Here is a 24,366-nt window from a genome sequence, read left to right as displayed (position 1 = left end):
TTATTATTTCTTGTCCGTCAGCTTTTTCATGGCCTTGTTGACCGCCTGGTTCGCGGATTCCTGAGCGATATCGGCGTACGTTTTCGAATCCTTGATCAGCTCGTCGCAGAAAACCGCCACGTCGCTGCCCGTCACTTCGAGCACGCCCTTGCCCGACGCCGCGCCCTCTTCGAAAAGATCGACGATCCCCGACAGCAGCCCGTTCCCCTCGGTCAGCTCGACTGGGCCGACCTTAAAGAGATATTTTTGAATTTCCTTGTAAACGATCTGGTAGTCCTGCGGGAGCGTCTTAACGCGCGCCACGTGCGCCTTCCACTCTTTTTTTGCCCTCGATCATATCGCGAATATTCATTTTGTTTTCCTCCTATTTGCCTAATTTTTTGGCTACGTTCTGGTTGAGCTGCTCGCGCCATTTGTCGCGATAGGACTTTGCCCCTTCTTCGCCGGCCAGCGCCGCGCAGAAGCCTTTGATGTCGTCGCCCAGCACCTCATGGACGCGCTGACCGTCCGCCGCCGATTCTTCGAGCAGGCCGAGCACGCCATCGATAATGGGCATCAGGTTGCGACCGCTGAAGTTCGAGTACGACCACAAATTGGCGTTCAATTCTCCCCATGCCGCTTGATAATCGGCAGGCAGCTTTTTGGCTCTCGCTTCAAATGCTTTCATTTCCTTCGTCATGTCGCTTCCGGTGATTTTTTCCCAAAAGTTCATTGTGTTTTCTCCTTTAACTCGTTCATTTTGGAGGATACGAACTCCCACTTTTCCCAGAACTTCCGGAGCTCATCGCGCCCTGCGTCGTTGATCGCGAAGAACTTGCGCGGCGGTCCCAGTTCGGACGGCTTCTTGGTGATCTCCACCAGCTTGTTTTTTTCAAGCCGGATCAGGATGGTGTACACCGTCCCTTCCACGACGTCTGCGAAGCCCAGGGCGTTCAGCTGCCGCGTGATCTCATAACCGTAGGTTTCTTTGCGGCTAATAATTTCAAGGACAGAGCCCTCAAGCACGCCTTTAAGCATTTCCGTTAAGTTTTCCAAGGCAATCACCCTTCACTATTCTGTACGACTGGTATGCAGTGTTACTGACTACTGCTATAAAGTAACACATAGTAGCTGGCGCTGTCAACGATCTTCGTGCTGATTTTTTAAAATCGGCGGCGGCGAGCTGCGGTAACCGCGCGTTCCTCGCCTGCAGCACGCCCAGGCCTCTCGTCGTTCCTGTAACGTCTGTAACGTCGCTTCTCTCGCTTGTGGCGCAAATTGTTCCCTGCCTGACGCCAACAGGAGTACGATGTGCGCCATGGAAGGTTTAAGATACAGAGCCTGCTGTTTGGTCTGCCTGCATTCACGCTGATCGGATCGACAGTGACGCTGACAAGAACGACGTTGCAAAAAAACTTCGAAGCGGCGCGCAACCTCGCCATTTCCGCCAATACGATAAAAAGCCTCATGTTCAAATCGCATGAGAACGCTGCGCAGTACTTCAACGAGGAACGACTGTCGGCCGGGGCGGACAGCGCGCGAATGCTCGACGTGCTGCTGCTCGGGAGCGGCCTCTTCAACGGAGCCATGATGGTGGCGGCGATGGCGAAGTGCTCGTCTCGACGAGGAGATCGGGCTTCGCGGTCGGCGATCGCCTGGATGCCGCGGCGCTGGCATTGAACGCGCGCAATACGGAGCCGGGGATGTCGAAAGGGCAGCTCCGACTGTGGCAGCTCCGGTCGAACTTCCATCGTTTCAGCGTCGCAAAGCATAAAAATACATCGCCGCGACCGTAAACGGCCATGACGATGTATGCGGGGCTTCGACTCCGAAGCGATCGCCGAGGATCGAGGCGGATCGACTATGCGGCAATGACGCCATTGGTCCGGAGTACGGACTGGGCATGCTCGTCGGCCGGGCGATAGCCTTTTTCCAGCAATTCCTTTATGTACATCTTGTTATAAATGAAAGAGAAAATAATGCCGGGCACCCATGTCCAAACATACCGGTCACCCGCTGCAGCGCGACAACGGGAGACCGATGGTAGCGCCACGGAAGCGCGAACTTACCGGTCGGCCAGTTCTACTTCGCCATTCAGATAGCGATGCGCTTCGAACGATAGAGAAGCGGAGACAATCTGGCCCGACGCCCAGTAGGCAGCCGGCACGTCGGACCATGACGAACCGTCGTTCGGCAGCGCGGGACGTCCGAAGACGCGATTCAGAATGACGACGGCTTCGGCTCGCGTCACGCCGCGATCCGGGCGATAGGTGCCGTCCGCGTAGCCTGTGATCCAGCCCGCCCGCTCCGCGGCCGCGATCGATCCGGCCGCCCAGTGGGAGACGGCGTCTGCGAAGCGCGGCGCGCCGTCCGGCTGCAGCTGCTTCCACCGGGTCAACGTCACTGCGAGCTCGGCACGGGTGATGAGCTCGTTTGGACGGAATTGTCCGTCCGCTCCGCCCTTCATGATGCCTGCCGCGGCGAGCTTGCCGATGGCCGAGGCGGCCCAGTGCGAGCCGGGCACGTCGCGGTAGCCTGCCGCGATCGCTTCCTGACTGCCTTCCAGCTGCTTCGCCAGCAGGACAGCAACCTCCGCCCTTGTCACGAGACGCGCAGGCTGGAACGTGCCGTCGGCGTAACCGCTCACGTAGCGGTCGTACGCGGACGAGATCGGGTCCGCCTGAATGACTGCGAGACGCGCGAAGCTGCCGATCTTGATCGCGATGCCCGTCGCTCGGCCCTGGGAATCGAACTGAACCGTGCCGGGCTCGATCGCCTTCGTCCCGTCGTCGTATTCGACGAACGCGGCGAGGGTGCGGGGATCCGCCCCGATTAGCGATGTCGGCAGCGGCAAGACCAGCCACGCCGGAGCGCCGGTATAACTCGAATCGACATCGACGGGCACGCCCGCCACTTGTAACTCCCACTTGCCGCCGGCGGACGAGGACGCGGCGGACTTCACTTCATCCGCGACGGACGGACTGCCGAACGACCTGAGCCGGATGACCGTCGCGCGCTTGCCGCCCGCTGCGGCGGCCCCCGCCGGAACCTGGTACGCGACTGCGTCGATGGCCAGCGTCACGCGGACGCTTTGCGCCTCCAGCTTGGCGAGTCCTGCGTTGTCCAGCACGATCCGCATGTCGTCGATGTTCGGAACCATCTGTCGGTTCGCCAGCACGCGCAGTTCGGTGTCTCCGCTCTGCGCTGCGGACTGGGCGACAAGTGTCGCCACCGTCTCGTTCAGGTCTAGCTCGTAATAGGTCGTGCCGTCGGCATTGCGCACAGCGGTCATCGGCACGTTCACGTCGATCCGCTTGCCGCCCAGCATGAGGTTCACGCCGGATGATGCCTCCGGGCTCGGCTCGGACGCCGGTGTTGGCGTTGGGGTCGGTGTTGGTGTTGGCGCTGCGGCGCTTTTCTTCGTAATCGCGATCGTATACGTCCGCTGCACGGACGACAGCTGCGCGGCGACGACGATCCGGACCGTATTGACGCCGGTCGTCAAGGCAATCGGCGCCAATGCCGCTCCGCCGGCCTGCGCAGTGCCGTTCACCGTCACCGATGCGACTTCGTCCGATGCCGTCGGCTTCACGGTGATCGCGTCTACGGTGCTGTCCACCTCAAGCGAATACTGCAGCTTCTCGGGGTCGAATGCAGGCGTGAGCGCCAGCTCCGTCTCGCCGCTTCGCAGCCTCAACGAAGCGAGCGAAGCGTCCGTCCGCCGAATGTTGTTCACTTCAATCGTCTGCACGGCGACGTTGCCCGCCGCGTCGCGGGCGTAGACAGCGTACGTGCCATTGGCCTCGGCTTCGAATGCGCGATCCGCCAGCAGATCCGTGCCGCCGCTGCCGCCCGCGAAGTAGGCGGCATCCCGCGCGCCGGCCGCCCACCGGAGCGCGGCGAGCGAATTGCCCGACGCCTCGCCGTCCACGGCCGCCACTACAGCGACGTTCACCTTGCCGCCCGTCGGTGCGGTCGTATCCGGCGCGAGCGTGACAACAGGCACGGTCTTGAAGATGTTGTGAACGGCGATTAATTGCGTGGCCCTGTTGCCCGCCTTGTCGCGGGCGGAGACGGCGTACGTGCCGTTCGCCTCGACGACGAAGCTGCCGTCGATCACGTCGGCCCATGGCAGCGGGATGTCGGCCTGCGGCTCGCCCGCCGCCCATCGAACCCTGTCGATGCCGCTGTCCGCATCGCTCGCATCGACCGTGACGGTCACGTTGCCGTTCGTCGGGCCGGTCGTATCGGCCGTCAGCGCGAGCGTCGGCTTCACGGTGTCGATGTTGCCGACGACGACCGTCTGCACGGCGACGTTGCCCGCCGCGTCGCGGGCGTATACGGTGTACGTGCCGTTGGCCTCGACTTCGAACTCCCGATCCGAGAGCAGATCCGTGCCGCCGCTGCCGCCCGCGAAGTAGGCGGCGTCCCGCGCGCCGGCCGCCCAGCGGAGCGCGGCGAGAGAGTTGCCCGACGCCTCGCCGTCGACGGCCGCTTCGACCGCGACGTACACGCTGTCGTTCGTCGGCGCGGTCGTGTCCGGCGCGAGCGTCACAACCGGCGCTGCCGTGAAGATGTTGGCGACGGCGATCGTGCTGATCGTCTCGTTGCCCGCCTTGTCTCGGACGTAGACAGTATAGGTGCCGTTCGCCTCGACGACGAAGCTGCCGTCGATTACGTCGGCCCATGACAGCGGGATGTCGGCCTGCGGCTCGCCCGCCGCCCACCGAACCCTGTCGATGCCGCTGTCCGCATCGCTCGCGTCGACGTCAATCGTCACGTCGCCGTTCGTCGGGTCGGTCGTATCGGCCGTCAGCGCGAGCGTCGGCGGGATGCTGTCGATGTTGCCGACGACGATCGTCTGCACGACGACGTTCCCCGCCGCATCGCGGGCGTAGACGGTGTACGTACCGTTGGCCACGGCTTCGAACGCGCGATCCGCCAGCAGATCCGTACCGCCGCTGCCGCCCGCGAAGTAGGCGGCGTCCCGCGCGCCGGTCGCCCAGCGGAGCGCGGCGAGCGAATTGCCCGACGCCTCGCCGTCGACGGCGGCCGTGACATCGACCGTCACCGCGTCGTTGGTCGGGGCCGTCGTCGACGGCGCGAGCGTGACGGTCGGCGCGCTCTTGAAGATGTTCGACACCGTCAACGTCTCCAGCAACTCATTGCCGGCAGTGTCCGAGACATAGTAGGTATAAGTTCCGTTATCGGGGATCGAGATCGTTGAAGAAAATGCAGTGCCGCCGCCGCCCTGAAAATACGCGGCAGCCCGTGTACCGGCGTCCATGAGCTTTTTGTCGATGCCGACATTGTCCGCGGCCGTCACGGTGTAAACGACAGCCCCGTTCGTCGGCGCCGTCGTGCTTGGCGTTGCCGTGGCGGTCGGCGGCTCGCGGTCGATATTGCCGACCGTCAGCACGCTTACGCGCTCGTTCCCGAGCCCATCGCTGACATAGATGGTGTAGGTGCCGTTCGCAGTCGCCGCGAAGCTGTTCGTCAGTGCCGTTCCTTGACTGCCGAAGTAGCTCGCGTCTTGCGTACCGCTCGCCCATTTCTTCACGGCTACGCCGGACAATGCGTCCGTCGCCGTGACGTCGACGACGACGTCCGACTTCGTCGGAGCGTTCGGAGTCAGCGTATAGGATATCGCCGGCGCGGTCTTGTCCACGGTCACCGACGAACCGTCCGTCGTTGCGGCGACGGCAGGGGCGGGCGCCCCGTCGGTCCCGTAGAACACCGCGGATACGGTGAGCGGCCCCTCGGCGATCGTGCCGTCCAGCGTCAGCGTGCCGGTCCAGCTCGTCCCGCTCCCCGACACCGTCGCGCCGCTGCCGCCGATGACGATGGCAGGCTGCTTGATCGCCAAGTCGGTCTGCAGACTGACGCTCACCAGGCTGCCCGGCTTGGCCATGGACGGATCGCCGTTGTCCGAAGCGACGGTCAGCGAGACCGCTTGCGGCGATATGCGGTTGAGCGTATAGAAGCTATAAGTCTCGCTTGATGTTTGCTTCCATGCGTCATTAAAGGACGCCAGGGTCGCCCACTGGGCATTCGCCGGAATGCTGTTCGGATCGGATGCGGTCAGGATGTCGGTGCCGTTGACCGAATACTTGAAGAGCGTATCCTTAATGGGATAATTCCCGCCCGTACCTTCGATCTTGAAGCTGGAGATCGTCGCCCAGGCGGCATCGGGCGGGATGCTCATGGGATCGGAGGCTTGCAGGATGCTGCCATTGTAGCTGTAAGTGAACAGCTTGGCGGAGCTGTTCCTGCTCCAGGCGCTGTCATAGAAGTTGGAGACAACGGCCCAGTCGGCATCGGCCGGAGGCGAACTGGAGGCGCTGACCGTACCGCCCGAGCTGTATACGAATTGGGTCGCTGCCCCCCGAATAGGAAGTGTTGTAGACCAATACATACGAAGTGAGCAGTTGACCTTGATAACCGGCCGCGCTGGCCGACCGCATCGGCAAGGCGGCCTGGAGCGCGCCAAGCAGCGGCAACAGTGTCAAGACGGCTGCCAATAAACGACTGATTCTCCTTGCATTCATCCTATCGTACCCTCTCACTTGTCTAATATTGTTGTATACTATACCATTGGATGGCCAGGCCAAAGTCTCAATTCAATCTCAACTTTTCAATCTCAACTTTGCGAAACGGAGGCAGCGGCCTCATATGCTAGGTTACAGCAGTCCCCGCAATGGATTTGTAGGGAGAGCCAAGGAGCGGTCCCTATTCGCCCGGTGGCTCGACGACCCGGATGCGCCGCTCTCGATCGCGACACTGACGGGAATAGGCGGAGTAGGCAAGTCGACGCTGCTGTCCGAGTTCATGCGGATGGGCGCGGAGCGCGGAACTGCCGGCATCTGGCTGGACGGGCGAGCCTGCGTATCTACGCCTTCTTCGTTTATTGAATACGTGAGTTTCTCCCTGTCGCTGGACACGCCGCCCGGTTCGCGGGCGTACCCGCTGCAGCCGCTGTTCGAAGCTTCCCCGTCCCGACGGATGCTGCTCTGCATCGACAACTTCGAAGAGCTTCGCTTGCTGGAGGGGTGGTTTGTCGAAGCCTTCCTGCCGAAGCTGCCCCGCTCCGGCATCTTCGTCGCGCTCGCTTCTCGCCCCGACTTTTCCGCCATCTGGCATACGAACGCCTTGACGGACATGACGGCATTCGCCATCCGGCTATCGAACTTTACGATGGAGGAGACGCTGTCGTTCGTTCGCGCGCGGGTCGAAGCGCCTGCCGCGGCCGGATCGCTTCACCGCATGACCGAGGGACATCCGCTGGCCCTCGCGCTGACGCTGGAGATGGCCGCGAAGCAGGGACTGCTGAAGGGCGACGAGTCGTCCATCGTCTCCCAGCGCGTGAGCGCCGGTCTGCTACGCGAGCTGACGAGACCCGATTTGTTGTCTCTTATTGATATTTTGACGGTGCTGGAGACGGCCAATCAGGAGCTGCTGTCGCTCATCGCGGGCGCTCCGGTTCCGCTTGGCGACTATCAGGCGCTCCGCGAGCTGTCGTTCGTACGGGTGACGCCGGAGGGGGTATCGCTGCACGATGTGGCCCGCGTTCATCTGCTGCGCGACTTCAAGCTGCGCGAGCCTCAGCGCTATCAGAGGCTGCGGGGAGATATTCTGACGCTGCTGCTCGGCAATCTCCGGACCGCGGACAAGGCGTCCAGCCGCCGGATCGCCGCTCAGATTCTGCTGCTGTGCAAGGACGCGCTGCCTGCCTTGGACCGCTCGTATGCCGATATTACGACCGACTTCTACGCCCCGGGCATCGATTATTATCGTCCCGACGACTTGCCCGTCCTGCACGATCTGATCGCCCAGTGGTGCGTATACAGCGTCGAACCGGAGCAGGAGGAGATGTATCATCGCTTCCTGGACGACCTGGCCGTTCAATCGCCCGAGAGCATGATCTTGCAGCGGGACGCGGAAGGGATCCCTGTCGGTCTGTTTATCAACGTCCTGCTTCACCGGGACAATGCGCGCATGCTGGAGCCCTATTTTGCGGACGAGCTCGGCGAATGCTTCACCAGGCCGGAGCTGAACGTAGAGCCCGACCGGGCGGACACCTACTTCCCGATATTGGCGGCCGCGACGGACCGGAGAGCCGATTGCACGCGTGAAGAACTCGTAGGCCATCTGGCGCTCAGAGGCCTCTCCATGCTCGGCGAAGGGATGCGGGCGGTGCTGATCGTGACCAACGAGCATTTGAAGCACTTTTTGACCAATCTTGGCTTCCAAATGCGCAGGGCGAGGACCCGGCAGTTCGACTTCTCGTTAGGCGAAGCGCATGTGCTTACGGTCGATCTGCGCGCAGGCCAGTTCGCGGATTGGGTGCTGTCGTTCATCGCCAAGGCGGACAGCCCCCCGTTCGGAGACGCTGGCCCCTGCAGCCCCTACGGGGAGAGCGCATCCCTCGGAGGCGCAGGTGCGCAAGATGCTCGCCAACCTTCAATCGCCGGCCAGGCTGGACGACTACGTCCTGTTCGCGCCGGGCGTCCGGACTGGCATGGAGCTGAAGGCGAAGCTGGAGTGGATCTTGAACGATGCGGGCTCGGGACTCGGTCCGGACGATCGGGCGGTACTCACTGCCGCCTACGTGGTGCATCCCCACAATACGGTAGCGGCCGCCGAGCGCTGCTGCATGAGCCGGTCCACCTACTTCCGCCATCTGCGGGAGGCCGTCTCCCAATTTCGGCATATTCTCATTCACCTGCCCTGACGGGCGGGCGGCTGATGCGGAGCTGCCCGATCAGCTGATGCCATTAGAGCTAAAGGCGACAAGACTTTGAACTGACGCGCTTCCCAAGATGGACAGCGAGATGCGGTCACTCCTCTTCTATCTACGCCCAATGTGCGGATAGAACTCTCGCAGCCGATATAAATCCGTGGGCATACAGAAGGCCGGGAATCCCCCAAAGGGACGCCCGGCCTGTCTCGCCTGTTTGTCTCGCGCCTGCTTCTCGCGTTTGTCTGTCTCGACCCCTGATGTCAGCTGCTTCGATTCATGCACTACGCCACTTTAAACGGTCTGGCGGCATTGGAAAAATCGTACTTCACCGGTCTGGCGTACACATACTGCTTCGTCTTGGGATCGAAGGCATACACGGTTAACGTCAGCTCCGAGGCTGGCAGATCGCCTGAGATCACCATCGAAGTTGCGCCTGTCTTAAGCGACGAAAAGTCGATCCAGCTGTCGTCCCCCTCGTCGGTCCAGTACACGATATACTGCAAACGGCGCGCCACTTCCGGCGTTGTCGAGGCTGCGGCGTAGGTTAGCTTGTACTGATATTCCCCGCTGCCGTCGGGAACCGCCTGCACGCCCGTCAGCTTCGGCTCTTTAAAAACAATCGGCTGCGGGTCCTTCAGTCCGCTCAGCTTCAGCCAATAGGACCTTACCGCCTGCAGCGACGTGACGGGGGACACGAATGTGTTCTCGATCTCCCCGTAGAACCCGAGTCCGTCGTCTCGCTTGAGCGAATTCGCCATCGTCTGCTTGGCCGTACTCGAGCCGAATAACGCCAGGTAATCGTCCGCCATAATTTCGATCGCGTCCCACATATGCGTATAGCCGGGCTCGGATCCGTCTTCGCTGAAGAGGACCGGGTCGTTTTTGATTCCCCGCAGCGACGCCCATTTCGTGTCCGGACTGCTCGGGAGCTTGCGCTCCTTTTTTGATCAGCCAATAATGGGTAAAATGATGCCCGTATTCATGGCTCAGCGTGGCGGACAAGCTCTCGACCGTATTCAGACGGTTGGCGTCGTAGAGGACAATCGTGGTCCCCTTGTCCATGACGATGTCGGACCGATCGTCCTCCGTCCAGGAATAGGACAGGTCCGCGTAGCCCGCTTCGCCTTCCTTGCTCTCCGGGTACAGAACGACCATGCTCAGATAGGCCAGCTCTTGGCCGTGCAGGTTGCGCAGCAATTCGCCATACAGCGCCTTCAGCTTGGCCTGGCTCCAGCTCTTGCTGTAGCTGACGAACTGGATGCGCTCGGGCGACGCGTACGTAGCGACCGGCTTGCCGGATGCCGCGCCGGCCGTCGGCCCCCATGACCCGCCCAAGGCGGTAACAAGGAGAATCGCCAGCATGACGACCCAAAATCTGCGATAATGCTTCATTTTCACCAAACTCCGCCCCTCACTCTGTATATAACGCTTGAGAGAGTTATCGGTCAGAACGGCTAAGCGTTGAAGCGTGCCTCTAATCTACCGGGAGAAGACGCATGGCGCGCGTGCGACGGATGTCGAGCCCAATCTTGAAGCCGGCGATCCTGCCATGACACAATGGCTTATCAGCACTCGTCCGACTAGCCTCGGCCCGACCAATAAAAAAACCGTCAGGGAAGGTCGCAGCTCTCCCTGACGGTCCTTGCATCAAGCGCGTTCACGATCGGCGGACAGCCCGCGACTGCCTGAACGCACAACCAACCGCGCCAACGCCTCCACAGCCGCCAGCCAGCGAGGCGCGATTGAATGACGCCTGTGCGCGATCAGCATACGCGAAGGATTGGGATTTCTCAGCGTCCTTCTAACGCCTCAGCAAAATGGATGCGGATTTGCAGAAACTTCCTCTTCGGCTTGTCCAAGCGGCCGATATGCCTGTGGCTTGACGTCCTCGCACTCGCGGCCTGTATCCAATAGCTGTTGAAACGCATTTATTTCCTTCGATCACGACGTTATTGGGCCAAATAAGTGTTGAAGCGCAATTAAATTCCCACTTTCGAGCGTTTTGACCCGGTCTTGAACCAATTAAATGCGTTTGAACACTTATTCCCTCCCCCAGCCCCGATCAGCGCGCCGATTAACTGCTTTTCAACACTTATCGCCCCCGGCTCCCCGGTTATCCGTGTCTAGATCGAGCACAATCGCGCTTGATCTCCTCCGGGAATATCCTATTACAAAAAAGCTAGTTTGTTCCTAACCGAGACTTCGACGACCGCGCGATGGCGCAGGATGGCTAGTTTGTTCCTAAACAGAACTTCGACGACCGCGCGATGGCGCGGGATGGCCAGTTTGTTCCTAACCGAGACTTCAAAGACCGCGCGATGGCGCAGGATGGCTGAGTTTGTTCCTAACCGAGACTTCAAAGATCGCGCGATGGCGCAGGATGGCTAGTTTGTTCCTAACCGAGACTTCAAAGATCGCGCGATGGCGCAAGAGGGCCAGTTTGTTCCTAATCGAGACTTCTGCGGCGGGGCGACAGTGCGAGTGTATTCGTTCGTTGCTAACCGAGAATTCTTCGGCAAACGCTCGGTGAAGCCGTCTCTTGGGTTGCTGCTGAAGCAAACTGAAATCGGGCAGCATGTTAAAAAACGCCCCGAGTCCCGCTCGGAGCGCCATGGATCTCTATCTCTATCTCTATCTCTATCTCTATCTCTATCTCTATCTCTATCTCTATCTCTATCTCTATCTCTATCTCTGTTGCCTATTCTCTATTCCGCCGATGCCTTCGCGTCCTGCTCCGCCAGCTTCGCAACGGCGCGCAGCGCCGCTTCGATCTCCCGCTCGACCGCCTGCGCGACGGCATCGGTGTGCGGGTCGTACTCGGCCGCGAGATCGGCGTCCGCGTAGCCGTCCACCGCCAGGATCGCGCCCGCCCGCGCGCCGCGCAAGCTCGCGACGACGTAGAGCGCGGCGATTTCCATCTCGACGCCGATCGCGCCCGCCTTTTTGTACGTCTTGTGCGGAATGTCCAGCGCGCCTTCGAAAAAGGCGTCGACCGTGACGGTGATGCCCCGGCCAACGACGCCGCCGAGCTCCCGCGCCGACGCGTCAAGCGCCTCGACGATGCGGCTGTCCGCGACGGCCGGGAATCCGTCCGGCACGATCGACCGGGTCAGCCCGTCTGCCCGGACGGCCGCCGTGCTGACGATCAGGCTGCCGGCCGGCGTCTGCGCCGAGTAGGAGCCGGCGGTGCCGACGCGGATCAGCGTCTTCGCGCCCGCGCGGATGAGCTCCTCGAAGCAGATGGCCGCGCCCGGCGAGCCGACGCCATGGCTGACGACCGCGAGGCGCACCCCTTGGTAGTCCCCGACGAAGGTGCGGTACTCGCGGGCGAACGCCAGCTCCCGCGCGTTCTCCAGCTTGCGCGAGATGACCTCGGCCCGACGCGGGTCGCCGCAGACGATCGCATATTCGGGAATGTCTTCGGATTGGATCTGCAAGATCGGCAAGTACATCGTTAATCGAACTCCTTCTTCGTCCATTCGTCTTCGGGAATCGGCAGCGCCTCGCCCGAGAACCGCTCTTCCGCGAACGGATCGGCTTCGTTATGGAAGCCGTTGCGCTCCCAGAAGCCCGGCCGGTCCTCGCGCATGAACTCGATGCGGCGAATCCACTTCGCGCTTTTCCAGAAGTAGCGATGGGGCACGAGCGTGCGCAGCGGCCAGCCGTGCTTATCGGTGAGCGGCTCTCCCGCGAAGCGGTAAGCGAGCATGACGTCGTCCTTCAGCAGATCCTCAAGCGGCACGTTCGTCTCGTAGTCCGGATCGGCATGGAACATGACGTACTTCGCTTCCGGCTTCACGCCAAGCAGCGGCAGCAGGTCCTTGAACAGCACGCCCTCCCACTCGGTGTCGAGCTTCGACCAGCGCGTCACGCAGTGGATATCCCGCACGACCTTGGTCGCGGGCAGCTGCAGGATCTCTTCGTACGTGAAGGAACGCTCCGCCTCCACCTCGCCGCATACCGTCAACCGCCATTCGTTCATATCGTAGACCGGCACATCGCCTTCGTGCAGGATGGGGAACTTCTCCGTGACGGTCTGCCCCGGAGGCACCCGATCGCGCAGCGCCGGATCGACCTTGGCCGCCGCGGCCGGCACTTTCGCCTTTTTGAGACGGTCCGCTTTGTTGTGCATCTTCGTTGTGAGCCTCCTCTGGCGTCCGGCTTATCTGGAGCTGGAGCCCGCGTTTTGCGCGTCCTTGATGAACCCTTTGTCCCGGAAAAAGAACATCGCGATTATGGTAACGACGTAGGGAACCATCTGCGTAAAATGCGACGGCCACGATACGCCCTGCAGCCGGATGCTGAACGCGTCCATGAAGCCGAACAGCGCGCTTGCGCCGAGCACGCCGAGCGGCCCCGACTGGCCGAGCATCGTCGCGACGAGCGCGATGAAGCCGCGGCCCGACGTCATCCCTTCGGTGAACATCGTCACCTGTCCGAGCGACAGCTGCGCGCCGGCGAGCGCGCACAGCACGCCGCAGGCGATCATCGCGCCGTATTGGTAACGGCGAACGTGGATGCCGATCGTCCGGGCGGCGAGCGGATTGCTGCCCGCGGCCAGGAACCGGAACCCGTTCACCGTGCGATAGAAGTAGTACCACAGCAATCCCGCCAGCACGAGCGACAAGTAGACCAGCGGCGAATGCCCGGAGAAAATGTCGCCCACCACCGGAATGTCCTTGATGAGCGGAATGTTCCATTTCGGAAGGCCAACCATTTCCTTGTCGTAGTATGCGCCCTTCACATGGAAAATCGTCCGCAAGCTGAAAGTCGTCAAGCCTAGCGCCAGAAAGTTGATCGCGATGCCGACGACGATCACATTCGCCTGCAGATGAATGCTGAGATAAGCGAAGAGCAGCGAGAACGCGCATACGCAAACGATGGCAAACAGGATGGCCAGAAACGTATTCTCAAAATAGTGGTTGCCGACGATGGCGGTGAACGCGCCGATCAGCATCAGCCCCTCGAGACCGACGTTGAACAGGCCGACGCGCGCGCACAGCGCGCCGCCGAGCGCCGCGAGCAGGATCGGCGTCAGGATGCGAAGCGCCGAGTTGAACAGGGCCAGATCAAACAGCTGATCCATCGACGATCGCTCCTTTTTTTGCGCCGCATAAAGCGCCAGCTGAATTTGACGGTGATGAACAAAATGAGCACCGCCTGAATGACCGAACCGATCTCGAGCGGCACGTCGGTATTGAGCTCTACGCCCATGCCGCCCGTCTGAAGCGCCGCGAGGAAAAAGGCGCCGACGGCCGAGCCGATCGGATTCCCGTTGGCGAGCAGCGCCGCCATAATGCCCGTCCAGGCGTAGTCCGCCGAAGCGAACGAGCCGTCGATGTAGCGGTATTGCGAGCCCAGCACTTCTGCGGCGCCTGCCAGACCGGCGAGTCCGCCGCTCGCGAACATCGTCGTCAGCATGAGCGACGTCCGCCGCACGCCGCCGTACACGGCGAATAGCGGGTTGCCGCCCAGCATGCGCGCCTCGTACCCTTTGACCGATCTGGCCAGATAGACGTACAGGATAACGACGGCCGCGATCGCGATGATGAACCCGGCGTGCACCGTCATGCCCTTGAACAGCTTCGGCAGCCAGACCGCATGCTCGAGCATTTGCGTCTGGGCCATCGCGCCCGCGCCTGTCTTGTCTTTGAACGGATAGGTGACCAAGTAGCCTGCGAACAACGACGCGATGTAGTTGAGCAGCATCGTCGTGATGAGCAGGTTCACGCGGAACCGGACGTCGAAGTACCCGGCCATCGCCGACCAAAGCCCGCCCGCGACGATGCCGCCAAGCATCGCGACGATGCAGACGAACCAGCCCGGTCCGGGGACGTGCAGGCCGATGAGCGCCGCGCTCAAGCCGCCGAACGCCATCTGCCCCTCCGCGCCGAGGTTGAAGAAGCCCGAGCGGAAAGCGACCGCGGCCCCCATGGCGACGAGGATAAGCGGCGTCGCGCGGGATAGCGTGCTCGTGAAAAAGTAAAAGCTGCCGAATGCGCCCTTCCACATCTCCGTATACGTCTCCGCGATCGAGCCGCCGGCGACGAGGATGGCGATCGATCCCGCGAGCAGACCGATCGCGATCGCGATCAGCGGCCCGCGCAGCGACAGCATCCACGCTCCGATTTTATGCATGCCTCACCCCTCCTCCCGCCATCAGCAAGCTGAGTTTGTCCTCGCTCGCCTCGTCGACGCGCAGCTCGCCCGCGATGCTTCCTTCGTACATGACGACGATCCGGTCCGACAGCTTCAAGATCTCCGACAGCTCCGACGAGACGAGCAGGATCGCCCCGCCTTCGGCGCGCCTCTTCAGCAGCTCCTCGTGTATCGTCTCCATCGCCCCGATGTCAACGCCGCGCGTCGGCTCCGCAGCGATCAGAAAGGGCGTGTTCTGCGCGAGCTCGCGGGCGACGATCAGCTTCTGCAGGTTGCCGCCGGACAGGTTCTGCGTCTTGTTGTCGAGCGAGCCGGCTTTGATCGAAAAGCGCTTGACCCAGTCAGATACGAGCGTCTTCATCGCTTTGCCGCGCAGCATGCCATAGCGCCCCAGCCGATTCTGGTGGCCCATGATGCCCGTCTCGGCGACGGTCGCGGCTTTGCTGGCGCCCCAGATATACCGGTCCTCGGGAATATGCGCCAGCCCGGCATCGCGAAGCGCCCGCGCGCCGCTGCCCGTCACGTCCTTGCCGAGCAGCGAGATGGTGCCCGAATCGGGCTTCATGAGGCCCGCGATCGACTGGATCAGCTCCGATTGACCGTTGCCGGAGATGCCCGCCACGCCGACGATCTCGCCTTCGCGCACGGTCAGGTTGATCTCGCTGAGCGCCGGTTCGGGCCCATTTCCGGCTAGGGAGAGATCCCTGAGATCCAGAACATTCGCTTTGGGGTTGGCCGGCTTCTTCGTCGAAGGCGCCAGCTCGCGGCCGACCATGAGCCTCGACAGCTCCTCCACGTTCGTATCGGAAGCGTTCAGCGTGCCCGTCGCTTCGCCGTCGCGCAGCACCGTGATCCGGTCGGCGACGCTCATCACTTCGTTCAGCTTGTGCGTGATCAAGATAAAGCTCTTGCCCATGCCGGCCAGCTTCTTGATCGCTTCGAGCAGCTCGCCGACCTCGAGCGGGGTCAGCACCCCGGTCGGCTCGTCGAGGATGATGATCTCCGCGCCTTGATGGAGCACCTTCAGGATCTCTACCCGCTGCTGCACGCCGAGCGGGCAGTCGCCGACCTTGGCCCGCGGATCGACGCGGATGCCATAGGTCTTGGACAGCGCCTCCACTTGCTCGATCGCGGCTTTTCGATCGAACCGGACGGCGCCGGGCTCGCGGCCGATCACGATGTTTTCCGCCACCGTGAAGTCCGGGAACAGCATGAAGTGCTGGTGCACCATGCCGATGCCGCTGCCGATCGCATCCTTCGGATCGGCGAAACGCGCTTCGCGCCCGTTCAGCTTGATCGTGCCGGAAGTCGCCTGCTCCATGCCGTACAAAATGCGCATGAGCGTCGTTTTGCCCGCGCCGTTCTCCCCGACGACGGCATGCACTTCTCCGGCCTTCAAGTTAAAGTCGATTCCCTTGTTCGCGATGACGCTGCCGTAGCTCTTCGTGATTCGTTCCATCTCGAGCAGCATGCGAGCCCTCCTGTCTGCGGTCCTTATAAGCATAGGAAACCGGCTGCTCGAGGCAGCCGGTTATGGATAATTATAGGTAAAGGCGACGTTTATTTTTGCAGCGGATTTTTGACGACGATCGTGCCTGCAATAATATCATCGGAAATCTTCTTGAGCTTGTCAACGTTTTCTTGGCCGATCGCATCGCTCAGCGGGGACTTGCTGTCTTTGTTGACGTACGTCAGGCCGACGCCGCCTTCTTTGAGGCCGTAATCGCGAACGCCGTAAGAGAAGTTGCCTTCAACGAAGTCCTTGACCGTCTCGTAGGCGACCGCGTCCGTGCCTTTGAGCTGCGCCAGGATGACTTGCTTGCCGTCGGTGTTGTCCGTATCTTGGCCGGACGTGTAGAAGCCTTTTTCGCCTGCAGCTTGGAAGACGCCGAGGTCGCCTGCGGCCGACATGCCCGCGATGAAATCCGCGCCTTGCCCGTTCTGCTGCAGGGCCAGCTCCTTCGCCTTCGCAGGGTCGGTAAAGCCGCCTACGTAGCCGACCAGGATCTTGATGTTCGGGTTGATCGACTTGGCGCCTTGCTCGAAGCCGCTCGTGTACTTGGAGAGGAGCGGGATGTCCATGGCGACGACGTTGCCGACCGTGCCGGACTTGGAGACGAGCGCGGCTGCGGCGCCGAGCAGGTACGAAGCTTCGTACTCGCGGAACGCGATGGAGCGAACGTTAGGCAGATCGACGACCGTATCGATAACGGCGAACGCCTTGTCCGGGTATTCCGGCGCGATCTTCTTCAGCGCGTCTTCGACCTGGTACGTCGCGGTGATGATCAGGTCGTAGTCGCCTGCCGCGGCCGTACGGATGTTTTGCTCGATCGAAGCCGGGTCCGTGGACTCGAGCGTCTTCACTTCTACGCCGAAGTCTTTGCCCGCTTTCTTGAAGCCTTCGTCCATCAGCACGAAAAACGCGTTGACGCCGATCGGCTCGGGCGTGATGAGCGCGATTTTCTTCGGCTTGCCGTTCGATGCCGCCGGCGCGGATGCGCTCCCGCTTGCCGGTGCGCTGCTGCTGGCGCTGCTTCCTGCGTTGTTGCTATTGTTGTTCTTCGTCGATCCGCATGCTGCCAGCACGCCAGCGATCAGGACGAACATCAGAACGAGCGATAATGTCTTTTTCAACTGTCTCTCTCCCCCTGGTTAGATGCTAAATAGGCTCCATTATATCCTAGAAGATCACTAGGGATATGTCAAACTGATTTTGCTTGAATTCGACAATTTTCGATACCTACAATCCCATGCGCCTAGCGGCATACAAAAGGACCAGGCGGACGATGTTGCCTGATCCTGTACATTTTGGGCTGTATTACGCCTCGACGACGCCTCGCGTTCAGCCCGCCATGTTGTTGAACGAGCCTGTCTTCGAGAAGGCCGGGATATGATCGGCCTTGCCCTTGGATGCCGGAATGACGAATTTCAGCTGAAAATCCGTGCGGTCTCGTAAACGTAGATCGTATCGTCGCCGTTCGCGGCTGTGGAAGAAGGAAATGGAGCCGTGCGCAACATAGGGGATGCCGGGCGCCATGGCGCCGAATACGGATTTCTTCATTACCTTGTTTCTCATAGGTTCCAGCTCCCCTTATCGCTTATTGGCGGATAGGGGAATAGCGAGTTATATTCAACTACCCGAGCGTGAAGTCGATGTCTCAGGCAAGGGTACGTCGATAGGCCTGGCTGGCGTCGCTCAGCTTGCGATTCCGGCATCTGCCGTTCTCATGCCGCAAGCCGTTCCTCTCTCATCCCGATAGTTTTAAAGAACTACATTTCGATCATTTTTCTATCTATTACCAAAACAACATGGTACCATATAATAGATGTCAAAATTTGATTTAATTTGTCATAACCATCGAGGGGGGGATGTCTCACTTGAAAGTAAGAGGAACCGAAAGCTTTAGCAACAAGCGGCTAATGTTGCAGCGCATATTCGCTGCCCTATTAATTCTCGCAATCGTCGCCGGCGGCGCTCTATCCGCCAGCGGAAGCGCGTATGCGGCTTCACCCTTGGAAATTACCGCGGAGCCGCAGGATATCGTAATAAACGAAGGGGTGGCCACGACCCAAACGTTCACTGTCGCAGCGGGAGGCGGCGGCGGCCCGTTTAGCTATCAATGGTATCGCACTTCCGGCGGGAGTACGTACCTGCTCTCGGGAAAAACGGCTCCTTCTTTGGACGTCCCCACGTGGTCGCCGTTCGAATCCGACTACTACGTTAATGTATCCGACGGTACGGACACGGTGATGAGCCGCTTGGCGCACTTGACGGTGAATGCGCTGCCAAACGCGCCGGCGCCATCGATCACGACCCAGCCGGCGTCAGCTACGGGACTGACTGTGGGAGATGCCGCGCCGACGCTTAGCGTAGCTGCGACGGGTAGCGGGACGCTCAGCTATCAATGGTATCGCAATACGACGGACGACAACACAAGCGGCTTTATGCTGAGCGGCCAGACCGGGGCCTCCATTACGGTGCCGACAGGCGCCGAGATGGATTCCTATTATTATATCGTTGTTACGAATACCGATAGCAGCTTCGCAGCCGGTAAGCAGACAGCCAGCATCAGAAGCGCTACCGCCCATGTCAAAGTGAACGCGCTGCCGAGCGCGCCTGCGCCGTCCATCGACATGCAGCCGACGCCGGACACGCAGCTTGAAGAGGGCGCCGACAGCCCGACGCTAATCGTAGCGGCGAGCGTCACGGGCGGCGGAACGCTTAGCTACCAATGGTATCGCAATACGACGGACAGCTATGCCGGCGGCTTCATGCTGAACGGCCAGACCGGAGTCTCCTACGTGGTACCGACCGGCGCGGCGCACGATTCGTACTACTATGTCGTCGTCACGAACACGGTCGCAGGCCAGCAGCCGACCAGCACGTATAGCGCTACCGCCCATGTCAAAGTAAACGCGCTGCCGGATGCGCCGGCGCCGTCCATCGACACGCAGCCGACGGCGTACACGGAGCTGTACGAGGGCGATGCCCGCCCGACGCTAAGCGTAGCGGCGAGCGTGACGGGCGGCGGACCGCTCAGCTACCAATGGTATCGCAATACGACGGACAGCAATGCGGGCGGCGTGATGCTGCAGGGTCAGACGCAAGACACTTATTTGGCACCGACAGGCGCAGCCCATGATTCGTATTACTATGTCGTCATCACGAACACGGTCCCGGGCCAGCATCCGGCCAGCGTGCGCAGCAACACCGCTCACGTCGTCGTCCAGGATGTCACTTCGCCGACCGTCTCGATCTCGTCGGGCATCAACCGACCGACGGCTCAGGCTACTTTTGGCATTACGATTATATTCAGCGAGCCGGTGATAGCGTTCACGAGTGCAGACATCACCGTCGAGAACGGCAGTCTCGGTCATTTTCAGGCAGTCAACAGTCTCATGTACACCGCGGATATCACCGCGACAGCCGAAGGTCTCGTGACCATCGAAGTGGCTGGCGGCGTAGCGATGGACAATTCCAACAATCCGAATGCGGCTGCGACGCCGCATGTCGTCACCTACGATACGACCGGACCGACTGTGAGTCTATCTTCATCGGTCGCGAATCCGACGAATCAGTCTTCGTTCGTCGTCACGTTGGCGTTTAACGAGCCGCCGCTCGACTTCTCGACGACGGATATCGCGGTGACAAACGGAACCGCGAGCCAGCTGCAATCCGCAGACGGCTCAACCTATACCGCAGTCATCAGACCGGCAGCGGACGGGCCGGTGACGGTTGGTCTGGACGCGAACGTCGTGACCGACGCGGCGGGCAATGCGAACACTGCGGCGCCGACTTCGGTCAGCACCGTCTACGACGGTACGCCGCCGACGGCGAGCATCGCCTCGACTGCAGCGAATCAGACGAATCAGTCCGCGTTCGACGTCACGATCACGTTCAGCGAAGCCGTCACCGGATTCGCAGTCGGCGACCTCTCGGTCACGAACGGGACCGCAAGCAACTTGAGCACTTCCGACAATAGGATCTATACCGCAGTCATTACGCCGGCGGCGGAAGGCTCCGTTGTCGTGACGCTCCCCTCCGGCTCGGCAGCCGATGCGGCGGGCAACGGCAATGTGGCGGCGACGCCTTTCAGCACGGTCTATGACGCGACGGCGCCCGAACTGACCGAAGTGCATATCGCCAGCGATAATGCGACGCCTACCCTTGCCAAAGCCGGGGACACGGTGACGGTCACCTTCCGCGCCAGCGAGCGGCTGGCCGCTTCGCCAGCGGTGACGATCGCGGGACACGCCGTAGCGGCCTCCGAAGCTGACGGCACCTACACGGCCGTCTATCCGATGACGGAGAGCGATGCCGAGGGCGCTGTCCCGCTGCAAATCGCATTTAGCGATCCGGCGGGGAATGCGGGCGTGACGGTCGTACAGACGACGGATGCGAGCGTGGTTGTTTTTGACAAGACGCCCCCTGTTCCTGTTATCGCAAGCCCGATCGACAATGCGCGATTGACCGACAAGCAGCCGACGATCGAAGGAACAGTCGAGCCCGGCAGTACGGTGAAGATCGCCATTAACGGCGAAGCGAGCGAAGCGCAGGCGGACAGCGACGGCAAATGGGCGTTCAAGCCGGCAGCCGCCCTGATCGACGGCGCGTACACCATCACAGTCGATGCGATCGACCCGGCCGGCAATCACAGCGTGGTTCAGGCCGAACGTTCCATCACCATATACACGGAGCAGGTAACTGTATCTGTGTCCGACAACGCGGTGGATGTGTTCATTAATGGACGTCCGAGCAAGATCGGCAAGCTGACCGGCGGTCAGAAAGACGGCCGATCCGCGACGACGCTGGCGGTCGATGAGCGCGAGCTGGAGAAGCTGCTGGCGGAAGCAGGAGCCGGCGCAGTACTTACCTTGCCGTTCACTGCGAATTCCGATATTTTGATCGGACAGCTGAACGCTCAAATGATTAAAAGTCTGGCGCAGATGAACGCCGTCGTGGAACTTAAAACCAAACAAGCGACGTATACGTTGTCTGCGAAGCAATTCAACGTTGACGCGCTTTCCAACAAGCTTGGCAGCTCGGTCAACCTGCGGGACATTGCCATTCTAATCGAGATCGCAGCGCCATCTGCAGAGATGACGAAGCTGCTGACGCGCGCCGCGGAACAAGGATCGTTTACCGTCGTCGCATCCCCGGTCAGCTTCACGGTAAGCGCGCTATACGGTGGGACGAGCACGGAGATCACGACGTTCAACGCTTACGTCGAACGGACGATCGCGCTGCCGGCCGGCACGGACCCGGACAAAGTGACGACAGGCGTCGTCATCGAGCCCGACGGAACGCTGCGCCATGTGCCGACCCGAGTCGAAGTCGTCGACGGAAGCTACACCGCGCATATCAGCAGCTTGACGAACAGCACGTATGCGGTCATCTGGCATCCGCTCGAATTTGCCGACGTGAACGGTCATTGGGCCAAAAAGTCCGTCGACAACATGGGCTCGCGGATGGTCATCAACGGAATCGACAACGATCGCTTCAGTCCCGACACCGAGATTACGCGCGCAGAATTCGCAGCCATCATCGTTCGCGGTCTGGGCATCGGCCTTAACCAGAATCAAGGCGCATTCTCCGACGTCCAATCGGCCGACTGGTACAGCGCAGCCGTTCAAACGGCTTATGCGTATCAGTTGATCAACGGCTTCGAGGACGGGACATTCCGGCCGAACGACAAGCTCACGCGCGAGCAGGCGATCGCGATCCTCGCCAAAGCCATGACGATCACGAACGGGTCGGCTGCGACAGCGGTGACGGAAGCCGCGGCAGAAGGAACGCTGCGTTCCTACAAGGACGCGGACGAAGCAGCCCCCTGGGCGCGCAGGGGCATCGCCAGCAGCATTCAAGCGGGCGTAATCCTCGGCAGAAGCGCATCTTCGCTCGCGCCAAAAGCCAATATCACGAGAGCAGAGGTTGCAGTTATCGTAGAACGGCTGCTCAAGCAGGCGGGCTTGATTTAACAGGTACGATTTTCAGATTAAGCATGAACAAAAACGCCTCCTATTCCACGGGTACCGTGGGTGGGAGGCGTTTTTTTTTAATCTACCCTCTCGACCTCCCCCACACACCTTGAGTACCACCGACAGGCTAAGAACGGGCTTGACGATACCGGGATGCCCGGGCAGCTCCATACACGAGCGCCAGGGCAAGCAAAATCGTGACAGCCAGCGGCGACAGCAGCCTCGAAGCAGGCGCCCCTTCCAGCAGAAGCGCTTGCGCCGCGCCAGAGAGACGCCCCGGACTCCAACGCATGTACTTCTCCAAGAATCCCGCGGACAGGTTCAAGACCGCGAGCGTCAGCAGCGTCAAGAACGCCGTGCCGCCAAGCGAATTCAGCAGGCTGCTAAAAAAAGAGGGTGATCGTCACGGCGAGCGTCAGCCAGACGGCGTATACGAGGCAACTCTGCGCGACGGCGGATAAGGCGACGTCGCCGATCAGAATGTCCGTGTAATACCACGTGCCGGCGTAGCCTAAGACGAAGGAAGCGAAGGTCAGCGTAAGCAGGCTCGCCCACTTGGAGGTAACCAGCTTCAGATGGGATACAGGCTTCACCAACGTCATCATGTCCGCGCCGGACAGCCATTCGCCCGCGACGACGCCCATGAACGCGAGGACGAGGATGAGCAGGCCGAGCGTATTATATTGGGACAACGACTTGGCGAGCACCTCCCCCCGCCGTCGGAGTGGGGATCGCCGCCGCCGCTTCGGCGGAAATCCCGCTCGCTTCAAGGAGCTGCGGCATGTAATACGTCGTCACCGGATTCATGATGCCGAGCAGGAGAAAGACGAGCGGCAGCCATAGCCACTTATAGCTGCGCCGCATGCCGAGCATTTCCTTCGCGTATAGAACGAGCCATTGACTCATGACCTCACCGCCTCCATGAACAGATCCTCCAGCGTCGCCGAACCTGCTTCCAGACGCACGACCGGGACATCGGCCTCTACGATCTCCCTCAGCAGCGCCGTCCGGGCAGCTTCGAGATCGTCCACGGCGATCCGCGCCTCGTTCGGCTTAACATCGATGTGCCGCACGTAGGGCCGTCCGGCTAACTGCAGCAACCACGCTTCATGTCCTTCCGCGAGCTGCAGCGTGATGACGGGCCGGCTGTGCGCCCGCATCACCGCGCGCAGCTCGCCGGCCAGCGCCAGCCTGCCTTCCCTGATGATGATCACGTCGTCGCAGACGGCCTCCGCATCGTGCAGGACGTGCGTGGAGAATAGGATCGTCGTCTCCTTCTTCAGCTCGGCCAGAAGCGACATCACTTCTCGGCGCCCGATCGGATCGAGCGCCGAGACCGGCTCGTCCAGCATGAGCAGCTGCGGACGATGAACGATCGCCTGCGCGATGCCAAGTCGCTGCTTCATCCCGCCGGAATATCCGCCGATGCGCCGGCCTGCCGCCTCCGCGAGTCCGACGCGCTCCAGAAGCTCGCGGGCCCGCTCGGCCGCCACTCGCTTGGACTGATACGCCAGCCTGCCTGCATACGTCAGGAACTCCTTGCCGCTCATCCAGTTCGGAAAGGCTGGATATTGAGGCAGGTACCCGACTGACTCACGGATGTCGACACCCTCCCGCGCCTTGAACGCGATGCTGCCGGAGGTAGGCGCGAGCAGGCCCGCCAGCATCCGCAGCGTCGTCGTCTTGCCCGCACCGTTGGGACCGAGCAGCGCCGTGCATCGGCCTTCCGGAATCTTCATCGACAATTCGTTCACGGCGGGCTTGCCGCCTCCATAGTTTTTGGTGAGTTTGTCAGCCTCGAGCAGCGGCACTAGTCGTTTCTCCTTCCGAAGATGAAGTAGGAGACCGAGCCGAGCATGCTCGCGAACAGAATGAGCAGCACCCACATCCACTTCGGCCCTCTCGTCCGTTCGATCTTCGCGACATCGACCAGCGCGACGATCATCAGAATGAGTTGGATAAGGAGAATTGGCAGCACGATTTGCATGGTCTTGTCCATATATGTATCC

Annotated in this window: 20 protein-coding genes and 1 pseudogene; 3 read left to right on the top strand and 18 right to left on the bottom strand. The window is 61.1% G+C overall.

Going from position 1 to position 24,366, the window contains the following annotated elements:
* Positions 1 to 3 precede the first annotated feature (3 nt).
* From OMP38_RS26930 to OMP38_RS26920, 3 genes and pseudogenes are all read right to left on the bottom strand, one after another.
* Positions 4 to 352: pseudogene (locus OMP38_RS26930) on the bottom strand (DUF1048 domain-containing protein).
* 12 nt (positions 353 to 364) lie between these two features.
* The gene (locus tag OMP38_RS26925) at positions 365 to 712 is read right to left on the bottom strand and encodes a DUF1048 domain-containing protein (protein WP_277567831.1); all 348 of its coding nucleotides are present in this window, start codon (positions 710 to 712) and stop codon (positions 365 to 367) included.
* Positions 709 to 1,017 carry a PadR family transcriptional regulator gene (locus OMP38_RS26920; protein WP_277568382.1) on the bottom strand — a complete coding sequence of 103 codons (309 nt, stop codon included), beginning with the start codon at positions 1,015 to 1,017 and terminating at the stop codon, positions 709 to 711. Before OMP38_RS26920 ends, OMP38_RS26925 begins: the two co-directional genes overlap by 4 nt.
* Positions 1,018 to 1,290: 273 nt before the next feature.
* Here OMP38_RS26920 and OMP38_RS26915 point away from each other — a divergent pair, with 273 nt between their 5' ends.
* Complete coding sequence (locus tag OMP38_RS26915) at positions 1,291 to 1,659, top strand: hypothetical protein (RefSeq protein WP_277567830.1); 369 nt, start codon at positions 1,291 to 1,293, stop codon at positions 1,657 to 1,659.
* A 385-nt stretch (positions 1,660 to 2,044) separates the two neighbouring features.
* Here OMP38_RS26915 and OMP38_RS26910 read toward each other — a convergent pair whose 3' ends face one another.
* Positions 2,045 to 6,394, bottom strand: a complete 4,350-nt coding sequence (locus OMP38_RS26910; RefSeq protein WP_277567829.1) for an S-layer homology domain-containing protein — start codon at positions 6,392 to 6,394, stop codon at positions 2,045 to 2,047.
* Positions 6,395 to 6,651: 257 nt separating this feature from the next.
* Here OMP38_RS26910 and OMP38_RS26905 point away from each other — a divergent pair, with 257 nt between their 5' ends.
* The gene (locus OMP38_RS26905; protein ID WP_277567828.1) at positions 6,652 to 8,748 is read left to right on the top strand and encodes a hypothetical protein; all 2,097 of its coding nucleotides are present in this window, start codon (positions 6,652 to 6,654) and stop codon (positions 8,746 to 8,748) included.
* 252 nt (positions 8,749 to 9,000) lie between these two features.
* Here the strand turns inward: OMP38_RS26905 and OMP38_RS26900 are convergent, their stop codons facing one another.
* From OMP38_RS26900 to OMP38_RS26860, 9 genes are all read right to left on the bottom strand, one after another.
* The gene (locus OMP38_RS26900) at positions 9,001 to 9,414 is read right to left on the bottom strand and encodes a hypothetical protein (protein ID WP_277567827.1); all 414 of its coding nucleotides are present in this window, start codon (positions 9,412 to 9,414) and stop codon (positions 9,001 to 9,003) included.
* Positions 9,329 to 10,111: a hypothetical protein gene (locus OMP38_RS26895; protein WP_277567826.1), complete on the bottom strand. Its 783-nt coding sequence runs from the start codon at positions 10,109 to 10,111 to the stop codon at positions 9,329 to 9,331. Before OMP38_RS26895 ends, OMP38_RS26900 begins: the two co-directional genes overlap by 86 nt.
* A 1,313-nt stretch (positions 10,112 to 11,424) precedes the next feature.
* Complete coding sequence (locus OMP38_RS26890) at positions 11,425 to 12,171, bottom strand: nucleoside phosphorylase (RefSeq protein ID WP_277567825.1); 747 nt, start codon at positions 12,169 to 12,171, stop codon at positions 11,425 to 11,427.
* A 2-nt stretch (positions 12,172 to 12,173) separates the two neighbouring features.
* Positions 12,174 to 12,851 carry a sulfite oxidase-like oxidoreductase gene (locus tag OMP38_RS26885; RefSeq protein WP_277567824.1) on the bottom strand — a complete coding sequence of 226 codons (678 nt, stop codon included), beginning with the start codon at positions 12,849 to 12,851 and terminating at the stop codon, positions 12,174 to 12,176.
* Between the two features lie 30 nt (positions 12,852 to 12,881).
* Positions 12,882 to 13,805, bottom strand: a complete 924-nt coding sequence (locus OMP38_RS26880) for an ABC transporter permease (RefSeq protein ID WP_277567823.1) — start codon at positions 13,803 to 13,805, stop codon at positions 12,882 to 12,884.
* On the bottom strand, positions 13,754 to 14,857 hold the full coding sequence (locus tag OMP38_RS26875) for an ABC transporter permease (RefSeq protein ID WP_277567822.1): 1,104 nt from the start codon (positions 14,855 to 14,857) through the stop codon (positions 13,754 to 13,756). The genes OMP38_RS26880 and OMP38_RS26875 overlap by 52 nt, the downstream gene beginning before the upstream one ends.
* A complete protein-coding gene (locus tag OMP38_RS26870; RefSeq protein WP_277567821.1) occupies positions 14,850 to 16,349 on the bottom strand; it encodes an ABC transporter ATP-binding protein in 1,500 nt (499 codons plus the stop codon). Before OMP38_RS26870 ends, OMP38_RS26875 begins: the two co-directional genes overlap by 8 nt.
* Positions 16,350 to 16,438: 89 nt before the next feature.
* Positions 16,439 to 17,512: a BMP family lipoprotein gene (locus tag OMP38_RS26865; RefSeq protein ID WP_277567820.1), complete on the bottom strand. Its 1,074-nt coding sequence runs from the start codon at positions 17,510 to 17,512 to the stop codon at positions 16,439 to 16,441.
* 208 nt (positions 17,513 to 17,720) lie between these two features.
* Positions 17,721 to 17,954 (bottom strand): hypothetical protein, encoded by a 234-nt coding sequence (locus tag OMP38_RS26860; protein ID WP_277567819.1) that lies wholly within the window; start codon positions 17,952 to 17,954, stop codon positions 17,721 to 17,723.
* Between the two features lie 437 nt (positions 17,955 to 18,391).
* Between OMP38_RS26860 and OMP38_RS26855 the strand changes: the two genes are divergently transcribed.
* Positions 18,392 to 22,357 carry an Ig-like domain-containing protein gene (locus OMP38_RS26855; RefSeq protein ID WP_277567818.1) on the top strand — a complete coding sequence of 1,322 codons (3,966 nt, stop codon included), beginning with the start codon at positions 18,392 to 18,394 and terminating at the stop codon, positions 22,355 to 22,357.
* A gap of 127 nt (positions 22,358 to 22,484) precedes the next feature.
* Here OMP38_RS26855 and OMP38_RS26850 read toward each other — a convergent pair whose 3' ends face one another.
* The 5 genes from OMP38_RS26850 to OMP38_RS26830 are packed head-to-tail and all read right to left on the bottom strand — an operon-like array spanning position 22,485 to position 24,356.
* On the bottom strand, positions 22,485 to 22,706 hold the full coding sequence (locus tag OMP38_RS26850; RefSeq protein WP_277567817.1) for a hypothetical protein: 222 nt from the start codon (positions 22,704 to 22,706) through the stop codon (positions 22,485 to 22,487).
* Between the two features lie 34 nt (positions 22,707 to 22,740).
* Positions 22,741 to 23,049 (bottom strand): hypothetical protein, encoded by a 309-nt coding sequence (locus OMP38_RS26845; RefSeq protein ID WP_277567816.1) that lies wholly within the window; start codon positions 23,047 to 23,049, stop codon positions 22,741 to 22,743.
* A complete protein-coding gene (locus OMP38_RS26840) occupies positions 23,036 to 23,263 on the bottom strand; it encodes a hypothetical protein (RefSeq protein ID WP_277567815.1) in 228 nt (75 codons plus the stop codon). The genes OMP38_RS26845 and OMP38_RS26840 overlap by 14 nt, the downstream gene beginning before the upstream one ends.
* Complete coding sequence (locus OMP38_RS26835; RefSeq protein WP_277567814.1) at positions 23,260 to 24,168, bottom strand: ABC transporter ATP-binding protein; 909 nt, start codon at positions 24,166 to 24,168, stop codon at positions 23,260 to 23,262. Before OMP38_RS26835 ends, OMP38_RS26840 begins: the two co-directional genes overlap by 4 nt.
* A complete protein-coding gene (locus OMP38_RS26830; protein ID WP_277567813.1) occupies positions 24,168 to 24,356 on the bottom strand; it encodes a PLD nuclease N-terminal domain-containing protein in 189 nt (62 codons plus the stop codon). The genes OMP38_RS26835 and OMP38_RS26830 overlap by 1 nt, the downstream gene beginning before the upstream one ends.
* Positions 24,357 to 24,366 lie beyond the last annotated feature (10 nt).

Source organism: Cohnella ginsengisoli (assembly GCF_029525555.1).
GTDB classification, from domain to species: domain Bacteria; phylum Bacillota; class Bacilli; order Paenibacillales; family Paenibacillaceae; genus Cohnella; species Cohnella ginsengisoli.
The sequence above is the reverse complement of the archived record's forward strand: the minus strand, read 5'-3'. Positions and strand labels throughout refer to the sequence as shown.